The following is a 17,785-nucleotide window of genomic DNA, read 5'->3' as shown; positions in this document are numbered from 1 at the left end:
TATGCGTATCGCCGTCATTGGTTCGGGAATTGCCGGGCTGGCCAGCGCCTGGTGGCTGGATGCCGCGCATGAAGTCACGTTGTTCGAGGCCAATGACTACCTCGGCGGCCACACCCACACCCATGCGCTGCAGGTGGACGGGATACCGATGGCCGTGGACACGGGCTTCATCGTCTTCAACCCGCAGCACTACCCGCTGCTGAGCGCGCTGTTCGATGAGCTTGGCGTGGCATCGCAGCCGACCACGATGAGTTTCTCCATGCGCAGCGAGCGCAGTGGCGTGGAGTACAACGCGACCTCGCTCGATGGCCTGTTCTGCCAGCGTCGCAACCTGCTGTCGCCACGCTTCTGGGGCATGCTGCGTGACCTGCGCCGCTTCTACCGTGAGGCACCTGCGCTGCTGGAAGGCGGTGACGGCCCCACGCTTGGCGAATACCTGCGCAGCCAGCGCTACGGCGAGGCCTTCGTCGAGGAACATCTGCTGCCGATGGCATCCGCGCTGTGGTCCTCGCCGACCGCAACCGTGCGCGATTTCCCGGCACGCTATCTGGTCCAGTTCATGGCCAACCACCAGATGCTGCAGGTCAGCGCACGTCCACAATGGCGCGTGGTGAAGGGCGGCTCGGCACGCTATGTCGACGCCCTGCGGGCACGCTGGCAGGTGCGAGAACGGCTTGAATGCGCGGTATGGAAGGTTGAGCGCGAAGCGGATGGTGCCTGGGTCCACAGCAGCGCAGGCGTTGAGGGCTTCGACGAGGTGATCCTGGCCTGCCACAGCGACCAGGCCTTGCGCCTGCTCGATGACGCGACCCCGCTTGAGCAGCAGATACTGGGCGCCATCAACTACCAGCACAACGAAGTGCTGTTGCATACCGATGCCTCCTTGCTGCCACGCAACCGCAAGGCGTGGGCAGCGTGGAACGCGCACGTGCCGCAAGCTGCCGACGCACCCTGCACGGTCAGCTACTGCATGAACCTGCTGCAGGGACTTCCAGGCGATACGCCGCTGGTGGTGACGCTCAACGACAGCGCTCGGATCGATCCTGCCAAGGTGCTGCGCCGCATGCGCTACGCACACCCGGTGCACGACCACGCCGCGGTGGCGGCACAACAGCGCTGGGCCGATATCCAGGGCCAACGCCACACCTGGTTCGCCGGCGCGTATTGGGGCTGGGGCTTCCACGAAGATGGCATACGCAGTGCCCGCCGCGTGGTGGATGCCTTGACTGCGCGCAGGCCCAATGCATCGTGGCTGCCGCAGCCGGAGGCGACCGCATGACCAACAGTGCGATCTACCTCGGCCATGTTGTGCATCGCCGCCATCTTCCGCATCCACATGCGTTCCGCTATCCCATCGCCCAGCTGCTGCTGGACCTGGACGAACTGGAGCAGATCTTTGCCGGGCGCTGGCTGTGGTCGGTGAACCGCCGCAACCTGGTCGAGTTCCGCCGCAGTGACTATTTCGGCGATCCCGCCCTGCCCTTGGCAGATGCAGTGCGTGCCCACGCCGCAACCGTGCTTGGTCATCGGCCGGCCGGACCGGTGCGCCTGCTTACCCATCTGCGCGTTGCGGGCCATGTGTTCAATCCGGTCAGTTTCTACTACTGCTACCGGGCCGACGGCATCAGCCTGGACTGCATCGTGGCGGACATCACCAACACGCCATGGAGAGAACGCCACGCCTATGTACTGCCCGCAGCCACCGCGCTCAGCAACGGCCGGGCACTGCGCTGGCAGTTCGACAAGTGCTTCCATGTTTCGCCGTTCATGGCGATGGATTGCCGCTACGACTGGCGCCTCACCGCGCCCGGCGACGACCTGCAGGTGCATATGCAGGTCTGGCGCGAAGGCCTGCGCCAGTTCGACGCGACCCAGTCCATGCAGCGCCACCCGCTCAATGGCACCGGCTTGGCGCGGGTACTGGCCTGCTATCCGTTGATGACGCTGCAGGTTGTCGCCGCCATCCACTGGCAGGCATTGCGGCTGTGGCTGAAGCGCAACCCAGTCCACGACCACCCTTCCCTTGCCGAGAAAACGCGATGAACCAGATGACTTCCTCGGTAGCCCTGCCGCAACCCGGTGCGCTGGATGCACTGCTGCGGCGCCGGATGCTGGCCGAACTCGCACCACTGCGCGATGGTTGCCTGCGCGTGCGCGATGCGCTCGGCGAGGTGGTGCTGGGCGATGCTTCAGCGCAGCTGCAAACCACGGTGACCATCGACGACCCCGCGTTCTACCGCAAGGTAGCCGCACAAGGCAGCGTCGGCGCCGGCGAAAGCTACATCAATGGCGACTGGCGTTGCGATGACCTGGTCACGCTGGTGCGCATCCTGGTGCGCAACCGCGACCTGCTCGATGACATGGAGCGCGGCCCCGCGCGTATTGGTGGCTGGCTGCTGCGTGGATGGAACCGGCTGCGGCGCAACAGCCGCGAAGGCAGCCGCCGCAACATCGCCGCGCACTATGACCTCGGCAACGATTTCTTCGCGCTGTTCCTGTCGCCGGACCTGATGTATTCCTCCGCACTGTTTGCCGACGAAAACACATCACTTGAGCAGGCCTCACAGCGCAAGCTCGACCGCATCTGCCAGCAGCTGCAGTTGCAGGCCGGCGACCGAGTGATCGAGATCGGCACCGGCTGGGGTGGTTTCGCCGTGCACGCGGCACGCCACTACGGCTGCCATGTCACTACAACAACCATCTCGGCGGAGCAGCACGCACTGGCTGCGCAGCGCGTGAGTGAGGCCGGGCTGCAGGACCGGATCACCCTGCTGATGCAGGACTACCGTGATCTTGAAGGTCGGTACGACAAGCTGGTCTCGATCGAGATGATCGAGGCCATTGGCGCCGAATACCTGGACACCTACATGGCTACCCTGCAGCGGCTGCTCAAGCCCGATGGCGTAGCGCTGCTGCAGGCGATCACCATCGAGGACCATCGCTACGAACAGGCCCGGCGCAGCGTTGACTACATCAAACGCTTCGTGTTCCCCGGCAGCTTCATCCCTTCGATCAATGCGATTGTGGCGGCGAAAACGCGGGCCAGCGATCTGCAGCTGGTGGCCCAGAACGACTTCGGCTACTCCTATGCCTTGACCCTGCGCGCCTGGCGCCAGCGCTTCATGGCGCAGCTGCCTGCGGTGCACGCACAAGGCTTCGACGCACGCTTCTGCCGACTCTGGGAGTTCTATCTCGCCTACTGCGAGGGTGGCTTCCTGGAACGCTCGATCGGCGTATCGCACCTGCTGCTGGCCCGGCCCGGCCATCAACCCGCAGCCAATGCCGGACAGATCCGCTGACATGCGCAGGACCGTGCTGAACCTGCTGGGCAATCAACTGGTCTGGCTGTGCGCCGTGGCCGGTGCCGGGCGTGGCTGGCAATGGCCGGCCCTGCTCGCCTCGGCGCTCTACATCGTCAGCCAGTTTTGCAGCGCCGCCCAGCCACGGATCGAGTTGCGCTTGCTGCTGCTGGCGCTGGTCTGCGCCTGGTTGGTTGACGCGCTGGCCGCGGCAAGCGGCCGCGTCGACTACGCCGCTGCCCCGTTTGGCTGGGCGCCGCCGCCGTGGATCATCGCGCTATGGGCCGCGTTCGCGATGACGCTGACCTCGTCGATGGCCTTCCTGCAACGGCATTGGCTGCTACCGGTGACGTTCGGGCTGCTGTTGGCACCGCTGGCCTATCTGTCCGCCGCACGTGGCTTTGGCGCCGTGCATTTTGCCGCCCCCGCTTGGCAAGGATTGCTGCTTCTTGGTATCGGCTGGAGCGTCGCCCTGACGTTACTGGTCACCAGCGCACGCCGCTGGTCCCGCAGCCCAACCCAAGCTCCACTGACAGGCGCGTCCACATGAACAATCTGGGCTGGGTACTGTTGTATGCCGTGGCGATCATGCTTTGGGGCTGGGTCTGGCAGCGCCGCCATCGCAATATCGGCATCGTCGATGTGCTCTGGGCCAAGGGCCTGGCTGCCGCCGCGCTGCTGCTTGCGTGGCTGGGCGACGGCGCAGTGTTGCCGCGCATCAGCTTGGCCGTGCTCGGCGGACTGTGGGGAAGCCGTCTCGCCCTGCATCTATGGCAGCGCGTGCGGCACGAGTCCGAGGATGGTCGCTACACGTATCTGCGCGAACATTGGCACAGCCATCAAGGCAAGATCTTCGGCTTCTTCATTGCCCAGGCACTGCTGATAGTCCTGTTTTCGCTGCCGTTTGTCGCGGTGGCCAGCAACCCACGCACCGATGGCTATGGCTGGGTAGTCGCAGCGGCTTCGGTTTGGTTGTTGAGCGTGCTCGGCGAATCAGTGGCAGACCGCCAGCTCGCGCGTTTTCGTGCTGAGTCGGGCAACAAAGGCCGCACCTGTCGGCAGGGTCTGTGGCGCTACTCGCGACACCCCAACTATTTCTTCGAATGGCTGCACTGGTTCACCTACGTGCTGCTGGCCGTTGGCTCGCCACTATGGTGGCTGGCATGGGCCGGGCCGGTGCTGATGTACCTGTTCCTGCGCTACCTGAGCGGCGTGCCGTTCACCGAGAAGCAGGCGCTACGCAGCCGCGGTGAGGATTACCGCGCTTACCAGCGCAGCACCCCGATGTTCTTCCCCTGGTTTCCTCGCACTGCCAAGGAGCAATCACCATGAACGCAGCCACGCAGCTGGATTCCGCCAACCATGCCGAGCCCGGCCTGACCGGCTGGGCCGAGCGCGGTTGGCTGCCAGATGCCGCGCTGCGCTGGGGTATCCGCCGCCTGTGCGCACAGCGACTGGAGGAGGAAACTGAGGAAGGCCTGCAAGCGCAATCGGAGCGGTTCAGCCGGCGCATCGCCGAGTTGTCCAGCAGTCCGCTGGCCCTGCATGTGGATGCTGCCAACCGCCAGCACTACGAAGTACCTGCGGCATTCTTCCAGGCCTGCCTTGGCCAGCGTTTGAAGTACAGCAGCTGCTACTACCACACCGGCACTGAAACCCTGGATCAGGCCGAGGACGCAATGCTGGAGCTCTACGGGCAACGCGCCGGGCTCGCCAATGGCCAGCACATCCTCGAACTGGGCTGCGGCTGGGGCTCGCTGACCCTGTGGATGGCCGAGCACTACCCTGACGCGCGGATCACTGCGGTCTCCAACTCACATAGCCAGCGCCAACACATCCTGGCCCAGTGCAAGGCGCGCGACTTCGCCAATGTCGAAGTGCTGACCATCGACGTCAATCAGCTGCAGCTGCCGAGCGCCACCTTCGACCGCTGCGTATCAGTGGAGATGTTCGAACACATCCGCAATTACGAGCGCCTGCTTGGCCGCATTTCCCGCTGGCTGAAGCCGGATGGCGCGTTGTTCGTGCATATCTTTGCCCATCGCACGCATATGTATCCGTTCGACACGATCGGCGAGGACAACTGGATGGGTCGCCATTTCTTCACCGGCGGGCTGATGCCGGCCGCCGATACCCTGCTGCATTTCCAACGCGACATGCAGCTGCAGCAGCGTTGGTTGCTGGATGGCCGCCACTACCAGCGCACCGCCAACCATTGGCTGCAACGGCAGGACGCCGCACGCGAGCAGGTCATGCCGCTGCTGGTGCAGACCTACGGCAGCGACGCCGCCGCAAGCATCTGGTGGCAACGCTGGCGCATGTTCTGGATGGCCTGCGCAGAGCTGTTCGGTTACGACGACGGCCAGCAATGGCTGGTGGCGCATTACCTGTTCCGTCCCCGCTGAAGGCAGGCCCGACCATGCGAACCCTTCCGATTCTGTCGATGCTGTCCATCGCCTTGTTCGGCGCTGGTTGCAGCAACCTGGACACCCGACCGATCCCGCGCCCGGCATCGGTCGATGTACCGCGCTTCATGGGCGACTGGTACGTGATCGCGCATATTCCGTCGCGTCCGGAACGCCAAGCCTTCGATGCGGTGGAACGTTATGCAGCGCGGCCCGACGGACGCATCCAGACCACCTTCACCTACCGCAAGGGCAGCTTCCAGGCGCCGCTGAAAACCATGCACCCCATCGGCAAGGTCGACGCCGAAGGCAATGGCGCAGTCTGGGGCATGCAGTTCATCTGGCCGATCCAGGCCGAATACATCATCGCCTGGGTGGACGAGGGCTATAGCCAGACCATCGTCGCCCGCAGCAAGCGCGACTATGTCTGGTACATGGCGCGCACACCGCAGGTTTCGGCAGCGGACTACCAACATGCGGTGGAGCGCATCAAGGCGATGGGCTACGACGTCAGCAAGCTGCGGCGGGTGCCGCAGTCGGTTCGGTGATCACACAAGCGCCAAAGCAGCTATGGAACTTCAAATTCAAAGCCCTTCTTTCTCTCGCCAACCACAGCAACTTCGCGAAAATTCAATTCCGAATCAACTTCGCAAACTCTTCGTCCCCACCTTTCCCTCTCACTACCATCGTGCCAACGAATGACAACCTGCAGGCGGCCATCCTCGGTAAATTCAGCCGATTGAAATTTCATCAGTGCAACCCACGGAGACGGCCAGAAATTCAACAACCGATACTTGACATCTCTCGCCACATCCAGCAGAACAAATCGCACCGATTCAAACTCCGTTTCCAACGAAAGTGCAAATCTTCGGTGAATCGCCCAGGCTTTTGTAGACACTCTTCAGCCGTTTAGTGCGTACTGCCGTTCAAACTCTATCGGGGACAGGCCGCCATTGGAACCGTGTCGCCGTGTCGGGTTGTAAAACATCTCGATGTACTGGAAGACATCTGCGCGTGCCTCGTCGTGATTGCTGTAGATCCGCCGCTTAATGCGTTCGCGTTTCAATAGCTGGAAGAAGCTCTCCATTGCTGCGTTGTCGTGGCAATTTCCTCGCCGGCTCATGCTGCATACGATGTCGTGCTCACGCAGGAAGCACTGCCAGTCTTCGCTGGTGAACTGCGTTCCTTGGTCAGAGTGCAGAAGCAAACCTGGATCGGGTTTGCGCCTCCACACCGCAGCGAGCAGCGCTTGCAGCACCAAATCGGTGTGCTGCGTGGGGCGCGTCGCCCAGCCCACCACCTGGCGTGAGAACAGGTCCAGCACAACGGCTAAGTACATGAAGCCGTCGTAGGTTCGGATGTAGGTAATGTCCGTTACCCATGCGCGATTCGGCTCACATACTTTGAAACCGCGCGCCAAGACGTTCTTTGCTACTGACCCCACTGGTCCACTCAGGGGTCGTGGCTTACGGCCATAGCCAACCATGGCCCGAAGTCCTTCGCTCTTCATCAATCGCGCTACGCGATGTCGGCTGCACGTCTCCCCTAGCTCGCGGAGATCCGAAGTGACCTTGCGATGTCCGTAGACCGAGCCACTCTCAAGCCAGCTGTGTTTGATCAGTCCAAGCAGTCGTTGGTCATCCCGCTCGCGGTGGCTTATCGGACCTCGTAGCCAAGCGTAGTAACCGCTGCGATGGACACTCAGTACCCGGCACATGGCTGCCAATCCGAACTGATCCGCATGGAGCTTCATGAAGGCGTACTTTGCTCTTACCCCTTGGCAAAGTACGCGGCGGCTTTTTTTAGGATGTCTCGCTCTTCAGTGACGCGACGCAACTCAGCCTTAAGCCGGCGAACCTCGGCGTTCTGATCCTGCTCAACGCGACGCCCCACCTCTCCCTGGCCGTGCTGACGTCTCCACCCGTACAAGCTATGGACCGACACACCTAGTCGCTCAGCAACCTCAGCTACCGGTCGACCGTACTCGACAATCTGCCGAACCGCCTCGATCTTGAACTCATCCGTGTAACGCTTCGTACTCATAACCACCTCCGCGTAAGCCATAGTTTATGGCTGCGAGGTGTCTACGAAATCCTGGGCGATTCACATGCTATTTCGGGAGCACCAGTCCGCGCTCGATCAGGCCATATTTTTTGCGCAATTCGCAGAACCCGGGGATATTTGCTTCTGCGTGGGAGCCGGGGGAGCTGGAAAAACCAGTTTAGCGCAGATCTTGGGGCCGATGCTCTACGGAGAGCAATCCAGCCAGCAGTCTGGAACAAAGCCCTTTATTCTGGTTTCGCTGGATGCTGCTGATCGAGCGTACTTCAGTTCGAAAGACTTCATTCGCAGCTGCCTGTTAGAACTGGGCGATCCCTTCAGGTCACGCGTGGAAGACGTTTCACGCTGGGAGTTGGCACCGGAGATAAAACAGCGACTTGTAAGACTGACCAGCCTGCATTCTTCACGCTCTCACGGCGAGCCGGAGATGAGGGCCGCTTTTGTCAATCTAGCCAAAATGTTAGGCGTCAAACTGCTTATTATCGACGAGGCCAACATGCTGCGTTTGACGCAAAAAACTCGGGTTCCTACAGACTATCTAGAAAGTCTTCGTAGATTGGGGGATAAGGCGGGCTGCTCGATTATCCTCTTTGGGACGATCGATCTTATTGGTCTGCTAGGCCATAGTGCTCAGCTGAACCGTCGCACATCTCGGATCCATATCGCTCGAATGAGTTGTCGCGATGAATGCGGAGCCATCGAATTCACAGCCTTCTTAAAGGGGATTGAAATCGATTATTCCATCACTCCTGGACTGCTTACAGAGCAGAGATTCGCTGTTCATGAGTTGACGTATGGCATACCCGGAGAAATTGTCGGGTTGGTTAAGCGTGCGAAGATGACTGCTGGGGCGGAGGGGGTCGAGTTGGAATGGAAACACGTGAGCAAAGCGGGTCACCTCCCCATGGCATGGAAACAGATGATAACCGAGGCCGACCTCATCGAATCTACGATGGAGGGTACAAGCAGCATGCCAGACCCGAGGGCAGATGTGGCTCATCCGAAGCGCAAGATCCGAATGAAGCCAAGGCGCACAGCTAACAGCAAGTACTCCTCATGATACAGCTCGTCATGCCGCAGCCTAGGCATCTAGGGAGCATTTATGCGGAGTCTCTACATTCTCTGGTGATGCGGACCGCAATGGCCTATCAGGTGCCGTTATCGGAATGCTGCCGTCTCGCTTCCTCCGCAGTGTCTGACGAGCCCAAGAGATTTTATTACAAGACACTTCAGAATTGGGTGAGCCAAGGAATGGCCTGCTCACAGCTGGTCGATGGCCTGGAACTTATTTCGGGTCGCAGCGACATTCGACTTACTACACTCCAATTTCTTCGTATTGGACAAAGTCGAAAGCTGGTTGCGCGCCAGCTGCGTCTTTGCCCGCTATGTGTTCATCCTCGCGATGGCTGCGACTATGGAATGCTCGCCCATCAGATGGTGCACGTGCGCCAATGCCCCCTTCATGGATGCAAGCTGGTCGATCGCTGCCGGTGCGGTAAATTCTTCACAATCGGGCAGCTTGAGATCGCAGGCCGCCGGTGCCGCCAGTGTGGAGAAGGGCTATGGGAATACGTAGAAAAAGCTACTTGGATGGATACGCTAGACAAGTGGCGCCAAGAACAAGTGTTAAGTCTCGTAGAGTATTCCACGAGTATGGAGAGATTGAGTAGTGCAGAGGACTGGCTCATCAAATTCAATGCGGGCATGACTGAATTATTGAATTGCAGGACTGCCTATGCCAAAGCGGATCGGTGGCTGGTTAGAGAAATTGTCAAACGAGCACGGAAGAATCCCGAGGCTCGTCCATCGTTGAATACCCTGATCTCAGTCGCTGCAATGCAAGCGAAAAACGTGATCGACTTCATCCAGGCGCCGGCCGCGGCTCTGACACCACGCCTTCTTGATATTGGCAACGTGACCACGGGTAGGGATAAACGTAAGGCAAAGAACAATGCAACGACTAACCGAGCTAAAAAATTGCTAAAAGACCTCCTCGCACTGACTGAAGAGGCAGAATTGCCGTCGTTACGAAGTGTATTGCGACAAGCAGAGATCGACTCTACGGTTATTTGGCGATCTGATCCGAAGTTGTTGCGGCGCTATTGTGAAGAGCGACAACGCCGAAAGGATTGGGCAAACGACAGGGTCAAGAGGAAGGCGCAGTTCGAAGCGCATCGCCTAGTGACAGAGCTTGTGCAGCGAGGTGATACACCGGAGATTCGCCGCCACGGAAGGGAGGTGATGATCACCACCGGTGCAACCAAGGAAGTCGCCGAGCAAGCCATGCGCGCAGTGCTGCTCGGATGGTCCGCAGTTGTCGACATTCCGCAAACGTAAGGAACCTCAAAAGTATCAGCCGGATCGCGTCGTATGAGGCATGGCCGGGCGGGACTGGAGCCCAACTCCTTGGAGCTGCCACAGTAGCCATGTACCGTGCCCAATTCCAACCTAGCGTGTCACTGCCGGGACTCCTTTGGGCAGCCGCGACTCAGGGCCAGCCAGTCCAGAGTACGTGGCATACGTCAGACGCGTGATTACCCGACCCTAGGCGGTTTGGTAGAAAACGAGGTCCATCGACCACGCTGGGTTGGCAGCAGTCGGCCGCAACGGAGGCGGCTCACGGCGTAGTCACTGTGGTATCGGGTCCGAAGATCTGTCACAAGGCGCGCTTAGTGCCAGCGAATTCTCAGAGAACATAGTCGAGAATCTTCTGGCGTATCAAACAATTAGCGATCTTGACTCCGAAAATACCAGCACTTGTTGAGGGCGGATCCCAAAAACCAGAAGATCCTGAGAATCCTCTCAACAAGTCGTTGTGGGGCCAGAGACATGCTCGGACTTCAATCTGGCGCGCCCGGAGGGATTCGAACCCCCGACCAATGGCTTCGGAAGCCACTACTCTATCCGGCTGAGCTACGGGCGCATTGTGCTCCGACCGGCTGAGCCGGGCGGACGCGCATTCTAACGGCAAAAGCGGCCGCAGGTCTGCCCCCACCTTTGGATTGCTGTAGTTGGGCGGGAAAAACCTGCCCAGCTGGTAACCTTTGCACATGAGCCGTCTCCCAACTACACCGTCCACCGCAGCTGGCACTTCGCGGTTCGGGCACTACTGGAAATTGATGCGCGCCGATCGCCCGATCGGCACCTTGCTGCTGCTGTGGCCCACCTGGTGGGCGCTGTGGCTGGCCGCCGATGGCCTGCCGCCGCTGTGGATACTGTTCGTGTTCAGCGCCGGCGTCTGGCTGACCCGCTCGGCCGGCTGCGTGATCAATGACTACGCCGACCGCTGGTTGGACCCGCACGTCAAACGCACCAAGGATCGACCGCTGGCCACCGGCGCCATCTCCGGCCGCGCAGCGCTGATGCTGTTCGCCGGCTTGATGCTGGTCGCATTCGCGCTGGTGTTGACCCTGAACGCCTTGACCATCGGGCTGAGCTTCATCGGCGTGTTCCTGGCCGCCAGCTATCCCTACCTGAAGCGCTACACGCATCTGCCGCAGGTCTACCTGGGCATGGCCTTCGGCTGGGGCATCCCGATGGCCTTCGCCGCCATCCAGGGCGAGGTGCCGCCATTGGGCTGGGTGCTGTATGCCGCCAACATCCTCTGGTCCACCGCCTATGACACCTGGTACGCCATGGTCGACCGCGATGACGACCTGAAAGTGGGCTCGCATTCCACCGCCATCCTGTTTGGCGATCTGGACCTGGTGATCCAGGGCATCCTGTACGCGCTGTTCTTCGCTGCGATGGCGCTGGTCGGGCAGCGCGCGGGCTTGGGCTGGGCGTATTGGGCCGGCATCGGCGTGGCGATGGCGCTGGTGGTGTATGAGTTCTGGCTATGCCGCGACCGCGAGCGAGAGCCTTGCTTCAAGGCCTTCCTGCACAACAACTGGGTCGGCGCGGTGTTGTTTGCCGGCATTGTCGCCAGCCAGTATCTGGATTGATAAGAAACGGCCCGCACTGCGGGCCGTTTCTCTATTGCGGTGCCGTTGTCCCGTTGTAGGAGCGGCGTAAGCCGCGAAGCCCACAATGTCGGATGGCACAGCCCTCTGTGGATCTGATGGACTATCTGCTTCGCGGCTTACGCCGCTCCTACAAAATGCGACGTCACATCGCGCCGATGGACTTGCCCAGCGAGCGCAGGCGGAACGCTGCGATTATCTGCAGCACGCCGTAGATCAAGGCCAGCACGCCGATCCACAGCGAAGTCACTGCCAGGCCGGCAATCGGGTTGAGTGCGAACATCACGCCCAAGGCCACTGCCAGCAGACCGCTGACGATCAGCATCCACTCACCCGTGATCTGCTTGCGCACGCGGATGGCGAACACGATGCGATAGATGCCACCAACCACCAGCCAGGCGGCCAGGAACAGCAGCAGCACACTCGCCGTTGCCAGCGGGTTGATCACCGCCAACACGCCAAAACCGATCGAGGCCAGCGCATAGAACAGCGCCCAACCGCGCGATACCGGTGCAGAGCCATTGAAGGCCGAGACCAGCACCACCACGCCCTCAACAATGGCCATGATGCCGAGCCACCATGCCAATACCGCCGCGGTACGCACCGGTGCCATTACTGCCAGAACGCCAAAAATCACCGCAAACAGGCCAAACAGCAGCAGCACCCACCAGTTGCGCGTCAATGTGCCAAACAACGATCCAGCAGGAAAACCCGGGGAAGCACCCATGTCTGTCTCCTCTTGTTGATCAGGTGTAAAGGCCTTTCCATCCCAGTCTAGGCCCATAGCCGTAGTAATGGCATGTAGAGATGACATCCGAGATCTCAAGCCCGTTGCGGCGCAGGTCCGGCCTAGTGATCACACCGCCTGCAATCACGGCACGCGCGCACAGACCCAGGCATCCACCCGCTGCACACCCGCGCGGTGCAGCGTGTGCGCCGCCGCATGCAAGGTGGCACCGGTGGTCATCACGTCATCGAGCAGCACTACATGCGCCGGCAGCACCCCCACGGCGATGAAGGCGCCACGCAGATTGCGCTTGCGTTCGGATGCATCCAGCTCCGATTGCGGCTGGGTGGATAGCCGCCGATGCAGGCCACGGCACAGCGGCAGCTGCAGCGCGCGCGCCACCGGTTTGGCCAGCTCCTTGGCCTGGTCATAGCCGCGTTGGCGCAACCGCGACAGATGCAGCGGCACCGGCACGATCGCCTGCGGGCGCTCGGCGTCGCGCACCGCATCCAGCAACAAGGCCGACAACAGCCGCCCGGCGCTGAGGTCATGGTGGAATTTGAATCGCAGTAGCAAGCCGTCAACCGGCGCGCTATATGTGAAGGCCGCCAGAGTCGATTGCAGGGGCGAGCTCGAGCGCTGGCAGGCGCCGCACACCCCACCGGCATCGACGCCCGGTAAGGGCAGCGCACAACGCCGGCAAGCGGCCCGTTGCCATGGCAGTCCCGCGCTGCAGGCCAGGCACAGATCCCGCCCCGGCAAGCCATCCTCACCGCAGACCAGGCAGCGCGGCGGGAACAGCAGCGCCGACAACTGGCCCCCAATCCTGTAAACCAGACCTTTCATTAGATAGTTGACAGCAATGTGTATGCTGACCAGACTGCGCCGCTTCCATCGCCCCATCTGTCAGGTAACACCGATGTCCACCGTCATCCGCCACGACTGGAAGCGCGAAGAGCTGCTGTCCCTGCTCGAATTGCCCTTCCCCGAGCTGCTGCACCGCGCAGCCAGCGTGCATCGCCAGCACTTCGACCCGGCGCAGGTTCAGGTCTCCACCCTGCTGTCGGTCAAGACCGGCGGTTGCCCGGAAGACTGCGCCTACTGCCCGCAGGCCCAGCGTTACGACACCGGCGTGGACGCGCAGAAGCTGATGGACACCGACAGCGTGGTGGCCCGTGCCCGCGCCGCCAAGCAGGCCGGCGCCTCGCGCTTCTGCATGGGTGCGGCCTGGCGCTCGCCCAAGGACCGTGACATCCCCAAGGTCGCGGCGATGATCCGCGAGGTGAAGTCGCTGGGTCTGGAGACCTGCGCCACCCTCGGCATGCTCGAAGGCCACCAGGCGCAGGCGCTGAAGGACGCCGGGCTGGACTACTACAACCACAATCTGGACACCGCGCCGGATTACTACGACTCCATCATCCATACCCGCCAGTACCAGGACCGCCTGGACACGCTGGAGCACGTGCGCAACGCCGGCATGAAGACCTGCTGCGGCGGCATCGTTGGCATGGGCGAGACCCGCGAGCACCGCGCCGGCCTGCTGCAGGCGCTGGCCAACCTGCCGGCGCACCCGGACTCGGTGCCGATCAACCGCCTGGTGCAGGTCGCCGGTACGCCGTTGCACGGCAGCGCCGAGCTGGACCCGTTCGAGTTCGTGCGCATGATCGCCGTGGCCCGCATCGTGATGCCGCGCTCGATGGTGCGGCTGTCGGCCGGCCGCGAAAGCATGAGCGACGAGCTGCAGGCGTTGTGCTTCCTGGCCGGTGCCAACTCCATCTTCTACGGCGAAAAGCTGCTGACCACCGGCAACCCGGACACCGAGCGCGACCAGGCTCTGTTCGCCCGTCTCGGCATCAGCCCGATGCAGGTACATGTGGACGCCGACGACCACGACCACCCTGGCACGGTGCACCTGGATATCGCCCCGCTCTGCGCCCGCAGCGCCTGACCTCGCCGGCGCCCCGCCCGCGGGGCGCCGCTTGGGCATTCTTACAGGCAACCGGGTACGCTAGCCGCCCGCTTGACCATGAACCTTGCCATGGCCCGTCCTGACATCCACGACCGCATCAACGCCCAGCGCAAGCTGCGGCTTGCCCAGGGCCGCATCCGCACCCGGCGCAGCATCAGCCGCCGTGACGGGGTGCGTTTGGAACTGGACGGCCGCTGGTTGACCGGCTTCTGCAGCAACGACTACCTCGGCCTGTCGCAACAGTTCGAGGTGATCGCCGCGCTGCAGGACGCCGCCGGCCGCGAAGGCGCCGGCAGCACCGCCTCGCACCTGGTCTGTGGCCACCACAGCGTGCACGAGCAGCTGGAACGCGAGATGGCCGACTGGCTCGGCTACCCGCGCGCCCTGCTGTTCGACAGCGGCTTCATGGCCAACCTCGCCGTGCAGCAAGCACTGCTCACCGAAGAAACCGATATCTGCGTGCAGGACCGGCTCAACCACGCCAGCCTGCTCGACGCCAGCCGCCTGGCCGGCTGCCGCCTGCGCCGCTATCCACACCTGGACAGCGAAGGTGCCATGCGCCAGCTCAAGAACACCGCCGATGGCGCCGCCATGCTGGTCACCGACGGCGTCTTCAGCATGGATGGCGACATCGCCCCGCTGCGCTCACTGTCGCTGGTGGCACGCATGCAGGAGGCGCTGTTCTATGTGGACGACGCCCACGGCATTGGTGTGATCGGCGAACACGGCCGCGGCTGCGTCGCCGATGCTGGCCTTGGCGTGAAGGAAGTTCCGCTGCAGCTGGCCACCCTGGGCAAGGCACTTGGCAGCCACGGCGCGGTGGTCGTAGGCGAAGACGCGCTGATCCAGCACCTGGCCGAAACCGCACGCCCTTACATCTACACCACTGCGCTGCCGCCGGCACAGGCTGCCGCCTCGCTGGCGGCGGTGAAGCTGGCGCGCCGCGACCACTGGCGCCGCGAAAAACTCACCGAGCTGATCTCCGCCTTCCGCGAGGGTGCGCGCTGCAACGGGCTGGAACTGATGGCCTCGGAAACCCCGATCCAACCGCTGCTGTGCGGTGACGAAGCCACGGTGATGGCCTTGTCGGCGACGCTGGAGCAGTCCGGCTTCCTGGTCAGCGCGATCCGCCCACCGACCGTGCCCGAAGGCAAGGCGCGTCTGCGCGTGACCATGTCGGCGCTGCATACCGTCGAGCAGGTCAAGGCGCTGGTAGACGCCATCGCCAAGGCCCGCGACGTGGTGCTGTACCAGAAGTCCCTGAACACTGTTGCCTGAGAACCGGTTGTAACGCCATGCATATCGAAGTCACCGGCAGCGGCCCGGCATTGGTCCTGATCCACGGCTGGGCATTGCATGGCGGCATTTTCGCGCCACTGGTCGAGCGGCTGGCGCCGCACTTCGAACTGCATGTGGTCGACCTGCCCGGGCATGGCCACAGCCGCGACGATGCAACACCCTTGCGCCTGCCCTACCTGGTCAACGCCATCGCCAGCGCCACCCCGGCGGCGGTGTGGTGCGGCTGGTCGTTGGGCGGGCTGGTGGCCCTGCACGGCGCCGCTACATTGCCGCAGGTGCGCGGGCTGGCGATGCTGGCAGCCACGCCGCGCTTCGTCCGCGATGCCGATTGGCCCAATGCAGTGGAGCCGGTGGTGTTCGAGCAGTTCGGGCGCGATCTGGAACAGGACTATCGCGGCACCCTCGAACGCTTCCTCGCGCTGGACGTGATGGGCTCGCAGCACGCCCGCAGCGAACTGCGCACCCTGCGCGATGCGCTGGTCGAACGCGGCGAACCGGCCCCGCGCGCCCTGCATGAAGGCCTGGCCCTGCTGGAGCGTAGCGACCTGCGCGGCGGCCTGCCCGGCCTGCAAAAACCCGGCCTGTGGATAGGCGGGCAGCGCGACCGGCTGGTGCCGTCCAAGGCCATGCACCAGGCCGCCACATTGGCGCCGGCAGGCCTGCACAGCGCCCACACCATCGAAGGTGGCGGCCACGCGCCATTCCTCGGCCATGCCGATCACGTTGCCGGGCTGCTGCAACAGTTTGTTGCTGGCTGCGAGTGAACGGTTACGCGGCCATTCGCGCTGGCTGGCCGATGATGTCGTCGGCCGCCTGAGCACAGCAGCGCTTCCCATCCCGAATTACGAATCCGAATCACCGCCATGTCTTCTCTGTTCGACCCCAAACACGTCCGCCGCGCCTTCTCACGCGCCGCCAGCAGCTACCGCGCCGCCGCCGTGCTGCAGCAGGAAGTCGCTAAGCGCCTGCTGGAATCGCTGGACTATCTGGAAGACCGGCAACCGCAGGTGGTGTTGGACGTAGGCAGCGGTCCGGCCCACGCCACCGCGGCGATGAAGAAGCGCTGGCCCAAGGCGCAGGTAATCGCGCTGGACCTGGCCCTGCCGATGCTGGCCGAGGCCAAGAAGCAGGCCGGCTGGTGGCGCCCGTTCTCGCGCGTCTGCGCCGACGCCCGCGCCCTGCCGCTGGCCGACAACAGCGTGGACGTGATCTACAGCAACCTGTGCCTGCAGTGGGTGGAAGACCTGCCAGCGGTATTTGCCGGCTTCCGCCGCGTGCTCAAGCCCAATGGCCTGCTGGTCTGTTCAACCTTCGCCCACGACACGCTGGTGGAACTGCGGCAGGCGTTTGCGCAGGCCGATGACACCTCGCATGTAAGCCACTTCGTGCAGATCGCCCAGTTCGGCGATGCCTTGATGATGGCCGGTTTCCGCGATCCGGTACTGGACCGCGACATGTTCACCCTGACCTATGACGACCTGCCAACGCTGATGCGCGAACTCAAGGCGATAGGCGCCACCAACGCCATGCACAACCGTCGCCACACCCTGACCGGGCGCAGCCGCTTTGCGGCAGCACGCGATGCCTACGAGCCGATGCGTCGCGCTGACGGCAAGCTGCCGAGCAGCTGGGAAGTGGTGTACGCGCATGCCTGGGCACCGGCACCGGGCGCGCCAATTCGTGAGCAGGGCCAGGATGTGGCGAGCGTGCCGTTGTCGTCGATTCCCATTCGGCGGAAGACGCAGGAATAGGGACAGGGGAAGATGCTGCTCCGTAGTGCCGAGCCATGCTCGGCAGGGGCTTTACCAGCGAAAAACTGCCCTCCCCCCCCCCTCTCCCGCAGGCGGGAGAGGGGCTAAAGCCGTAGTGCCGAGCCATGCTCGGCAGGGGCTTTACCAGCGAAAGACTGCCCTCACCCCAACCCCTCTCCCGCAGGCGGGAGAGGGGCTAAAGCCGTAGTGCCGAGCCATGCTCGGCAGAGGCTCTACCAGCGAAAGACTGCCCTCACCCCAACCCCTTTCCCGCAGGCGGGAGAGGGGCTAAAGCCGTAGTGCCGAGCCATG

Annotated in this window: 18 protein-coding genes and 1 tRNA gene; 14 read left to right on the top strand and 5 right to left on the bottom strand. The window is 62.8% G+C overall.

Annotated elements, in window-relative coordinates:
• The first annotated feature begins 1 nt into the window (after nucleotide 1).
• The 7 genes from ACVOLS_RS04425 to ACVOLS_RS04395 are packed head-to-tail and all read left to right on the top strand — an operon-like array spanning nucleotide 2 to nucleotide 6,252.
• Nucleotides 2-1,279 carry an NAD(P)/FAD-dependent oxidoreductase gene (locus tag ACVOLS_RS04425; RefSeq protein ID WP_481544628.1) on the top strand — a complete coding sequence of 426 codons (1,278 nt, stop codon included), beginning with the start codon at nucleotides 2-4 and terminating at the stop codon, nucleotides 1,277-1,279.
• A complete protein-coding gene (locus ACVOLS_RS04420) occupies nucleotides 1,276-2,043 on the top strand; it encodes a DUF1365 domain-containing protein (RefSeq protein ID WP_481544627.1) in 768 nt (255 codons plus the stop codon). Before ACVOLS_RS04425 ends, ACVOLS_RS04420 begins: the two co-directional genes overlap by 4 nt.
• Entirely contained in the window at nucleotides 2,040-3,299 is a 1,260-nt protein-coding gene (locus tag ACVOLS_RS04415) for a class I SAM-dependent methyltransferase (protein ID WP_481544626.1), read from the top strand. Before ACVOLS_RS04420 ends, ACVOLS_RS04415 begins: the two co-directional genes overlap by 4 nt.
• 1 nt (nucleotide 3,300) lies before the next feature.
• The gene (locus ACVOLS_RS04410; RefSeq protein ID WP_481544625.1) at nucleotides 3,301-3,849 is read left to right on the top strand and encodes a DUF2878 domain-containing protein; all 549 of its coding nucleotides are present in this window, start codon (nucleotides 3,301-3,303) and stop codon (nucleotides 3,847-3,849) included.
• Nucleotides 3,846-4,631 (top strand): DUF1295 domain-containing protein, encoded by a 786-nt coding sequence (locus tag ACVOLS_RS04405; protein WP_481544624.1) that lies wholly within the window; start codon nucleotides 3,846-3,848, stop codon nucleotides 4,629-4,631. Before ACVOLS_RS04410 ends, ACVOLS_RS04405 begins: the two co-directional genes overlap by 4 nt.
• Nucleotides 4,628-5,704, top strand: coding sequence for a cyclopropane-fatty-acyl-phospholipid synthase family protein (locus tag ACVOLS_RS04400; RefSeq protein ID WP_481544623.1), 1,077 nt, complete (start codon nucleotides 4,628-4,630; stop codon nucleotides 5,702-5,704). Before ACVOLS_RS04405 ends, ACVOLS_RS04400 begins: the two co-directional genes overlap by 4 nt.
• 38 nt (nucleotides 5,705-5,742) lie before the next feature.
• Nucleotides 5,743-6,252 (top strand): lipocalin family protein, encoded by a 510-nt coding sequence (locus ACVOLS_RS04395; protein ID WP_481544691.1) that lies wholly within the window; start codon nucleotides 5,743-5,745, stop codon nucleotides 6,250-6,252.
• Between the two features lie 20 nt (nucleotides 6,253-6,272).
• On the opposite strand, the gene ACVOLS_RS04390 is transcribed toward ACVOLS_RS04395, so the two are convergent.
• Nucleotides 6,273-6,536 carry a hypothetical protein gene (locus ACVOLS_RS04390; RefSeq protein WP_481544622.1) on the bottom strand — a complete coding sequence of 88 codons (264 nt, stop codon included), beginning with the start codon at nucleotides 6,534-6,536 and terminating at the stop codon, nucleotides 6,273-6,275.
• 69 nt (nucleotides 6,537-6,605) lie between these two features.
• A protein-coding gene (locus ACVOLS_RS04385) for an IS3 family transposase (protein WP_282273475.1) occupies nucleotides 6,606-7,747 on the bottom strand; the annotation gives its coding sequence in 2 pieces (ribosomal slippage) (nucleotides 6,606-7,510 and nucleotides 7,510-7,747; 1,143 coding nt in all).
• A 37-nt stretch (nucleotides 7,748-7,784) separates the two neighbouring features.
• Between ACVOLS_RS04385 and ACVOLS_RS04380 the strand changes: the two genes are divergently transcribed.
• Nucleotides 7,785-8,825 carry an AAA family ATPase gene (locus ACVOLS_RS04380; protein ID WP_481544621.1) on the top strand — a complete coding sequence of 347 codons (1,041 nt, stop codon included), beginning with the start codon at nucleotides 7,785-7,787 and terminating at the stop codon, nucleotides 8,823-8,825.
• Entirely contained in the window at nucleotides 8,822-10,102 is a 1,281-nt protein-coding gene (locus ACVOLS_RS04375; RefSeq protein ID WP_481544620.1) for a TniQ family protein, read from the top strand. Before ACVOLS_RS04380 ends, ACVOLS_RS04375 begins: the two co-directional genes overlap by 4 nt.
• Nucleotides 10,103-10,611: 509 nt before the next feature.
• Here ACVOLS_RS04375 and ACVOLS_RS04370 read toward each other — a convergent pair.
• Nucleotides 10,612-10,688 (bottom strand) — tRNA-Arg (locus ACVOLS_RS04370).
• Between the two features lie 127 nt (nucleotides 10,689-10,815).
• Between ACVOLS_RS04370 and ubiA the strand changes: the two genes are divergently transcribed.
• On the top strand, nucleotides 10,816-11,709 hold the full coding sequence (ubiA, locus tag ACVOLS_RS04365) for a 4-hydroxybenzoate octaprenyltransferase (RefSeq protein WP_481529639.1): 894 nt from the start codon (nucleotides 10,816-10,818) through the stop codon (nucleotides 11,707-11,709).
• Between the two features lie 163 nt (nucleotides 11,710-11,872).
• Here the strand turns inward: ubiA and ACVOLS_RS04360 are convergent, their stop codons facing one another.
• Both ACVOLS_RS04360 and ACVOLS_RS04355 read right to left on the bottom strand, forming a co-directional pair.
• A complete protein-coding gene (locus ACVOLS_RS04360) occupies nucleotides 11,873-12,454 on the bottom strand; it encodes an HdeD family acid-resistance protein (protein WP_481544619.1) in 582 nt (193 codons plus the stop codon).
• A 144-nt stretch (nucleotides 12,455-12,598) separates the two neighbouring features.
• The gene (locus ACVOLS_RS04355; RefSeq protein WP_481544618.1) at nucleotides 12,599-13,300 is read right to left on the bottom strand and encodes a double zinc ribbon domain-containing protein; all 702 of its coding nucleotides are present in this window, start codon (nucleotides 13,298-13,300) and stop codon (nucleotides 12,599-12,601) included.
• A gap of 73 nt (nucleotides 13,301-13,373) precedes the next feature.
• On the opposite strand from ACVOLS_RS04355, the gene bioB reads away from it, so the two are divergent.
• The 4 genes from bioB (at nucleotide 13,374) to bioC (ending at nucleotide 17,473) form a co-directional block, all read left to right on the top strand.
• Nucleotides 13,374-14,402, top strand: a complete 1,029-nt coding sequence (bioB, locus tag ACVOLS_RS04350) for a biotin synthase BioB (RefSeq protein ID WP_481513442.1) — start codon at nucleotides 13,374-13,376, stop codon at nucleotides 14,400-14,402.
• 90 nt (nucleotides 14,403-14,492) lie between these two features.
• A complete protein-coding gene (gene bioF / locus ACVOLS_RS04345) occupies nucleotides 14,493-15,701 on the top strand; it encodes an 8-amino-7-oxononanoate synthase (protein ID WP_481544617.1) in 1,209 nt (402 codons plus the stop codon).
• 17 nt (nucleotides 15,702-15,718) lie between these two features.
• On the top strand, nucleotides 15,719-16,486 hold the full coding sequence (gene bioH / locus ACVOLS_RS04340) for a pimeloyl-ACP methyl ester esterase BioH (RefSeq protein ID WP_481544616.1): 768 nt from the start codon (nucleotides 15,719-15,721) through the stop codon (nucleotides 16,484-16,486).
• Between the two features lie 99 nt (nucleotides 16,487-16,585).
• Nucleotides 16,586-17,473: a malonyl-ACP O-methyltransferase BioC gene (bioC, locus tag ACVOLS_RS04335; protein ID WP_481514837.1), complete on the top strand. Its 888-nt coding sequence runs from the start codon at nucleotides 16,586-16,588 to the stop codon at nucleotides 17,471-17,473.
• Nucleotides 17,474-17,785 lie beyond the last annotated feature (312 nt).

This window comes from Stenotrophomonas sp. STEN038 (genome assembly GCF_056759895.1).
The sequence above is the reverse complement of the archived record's forward strand: the minus strand, read 5'-3'. Positions and strand labels throughout refer to the sequence as shown.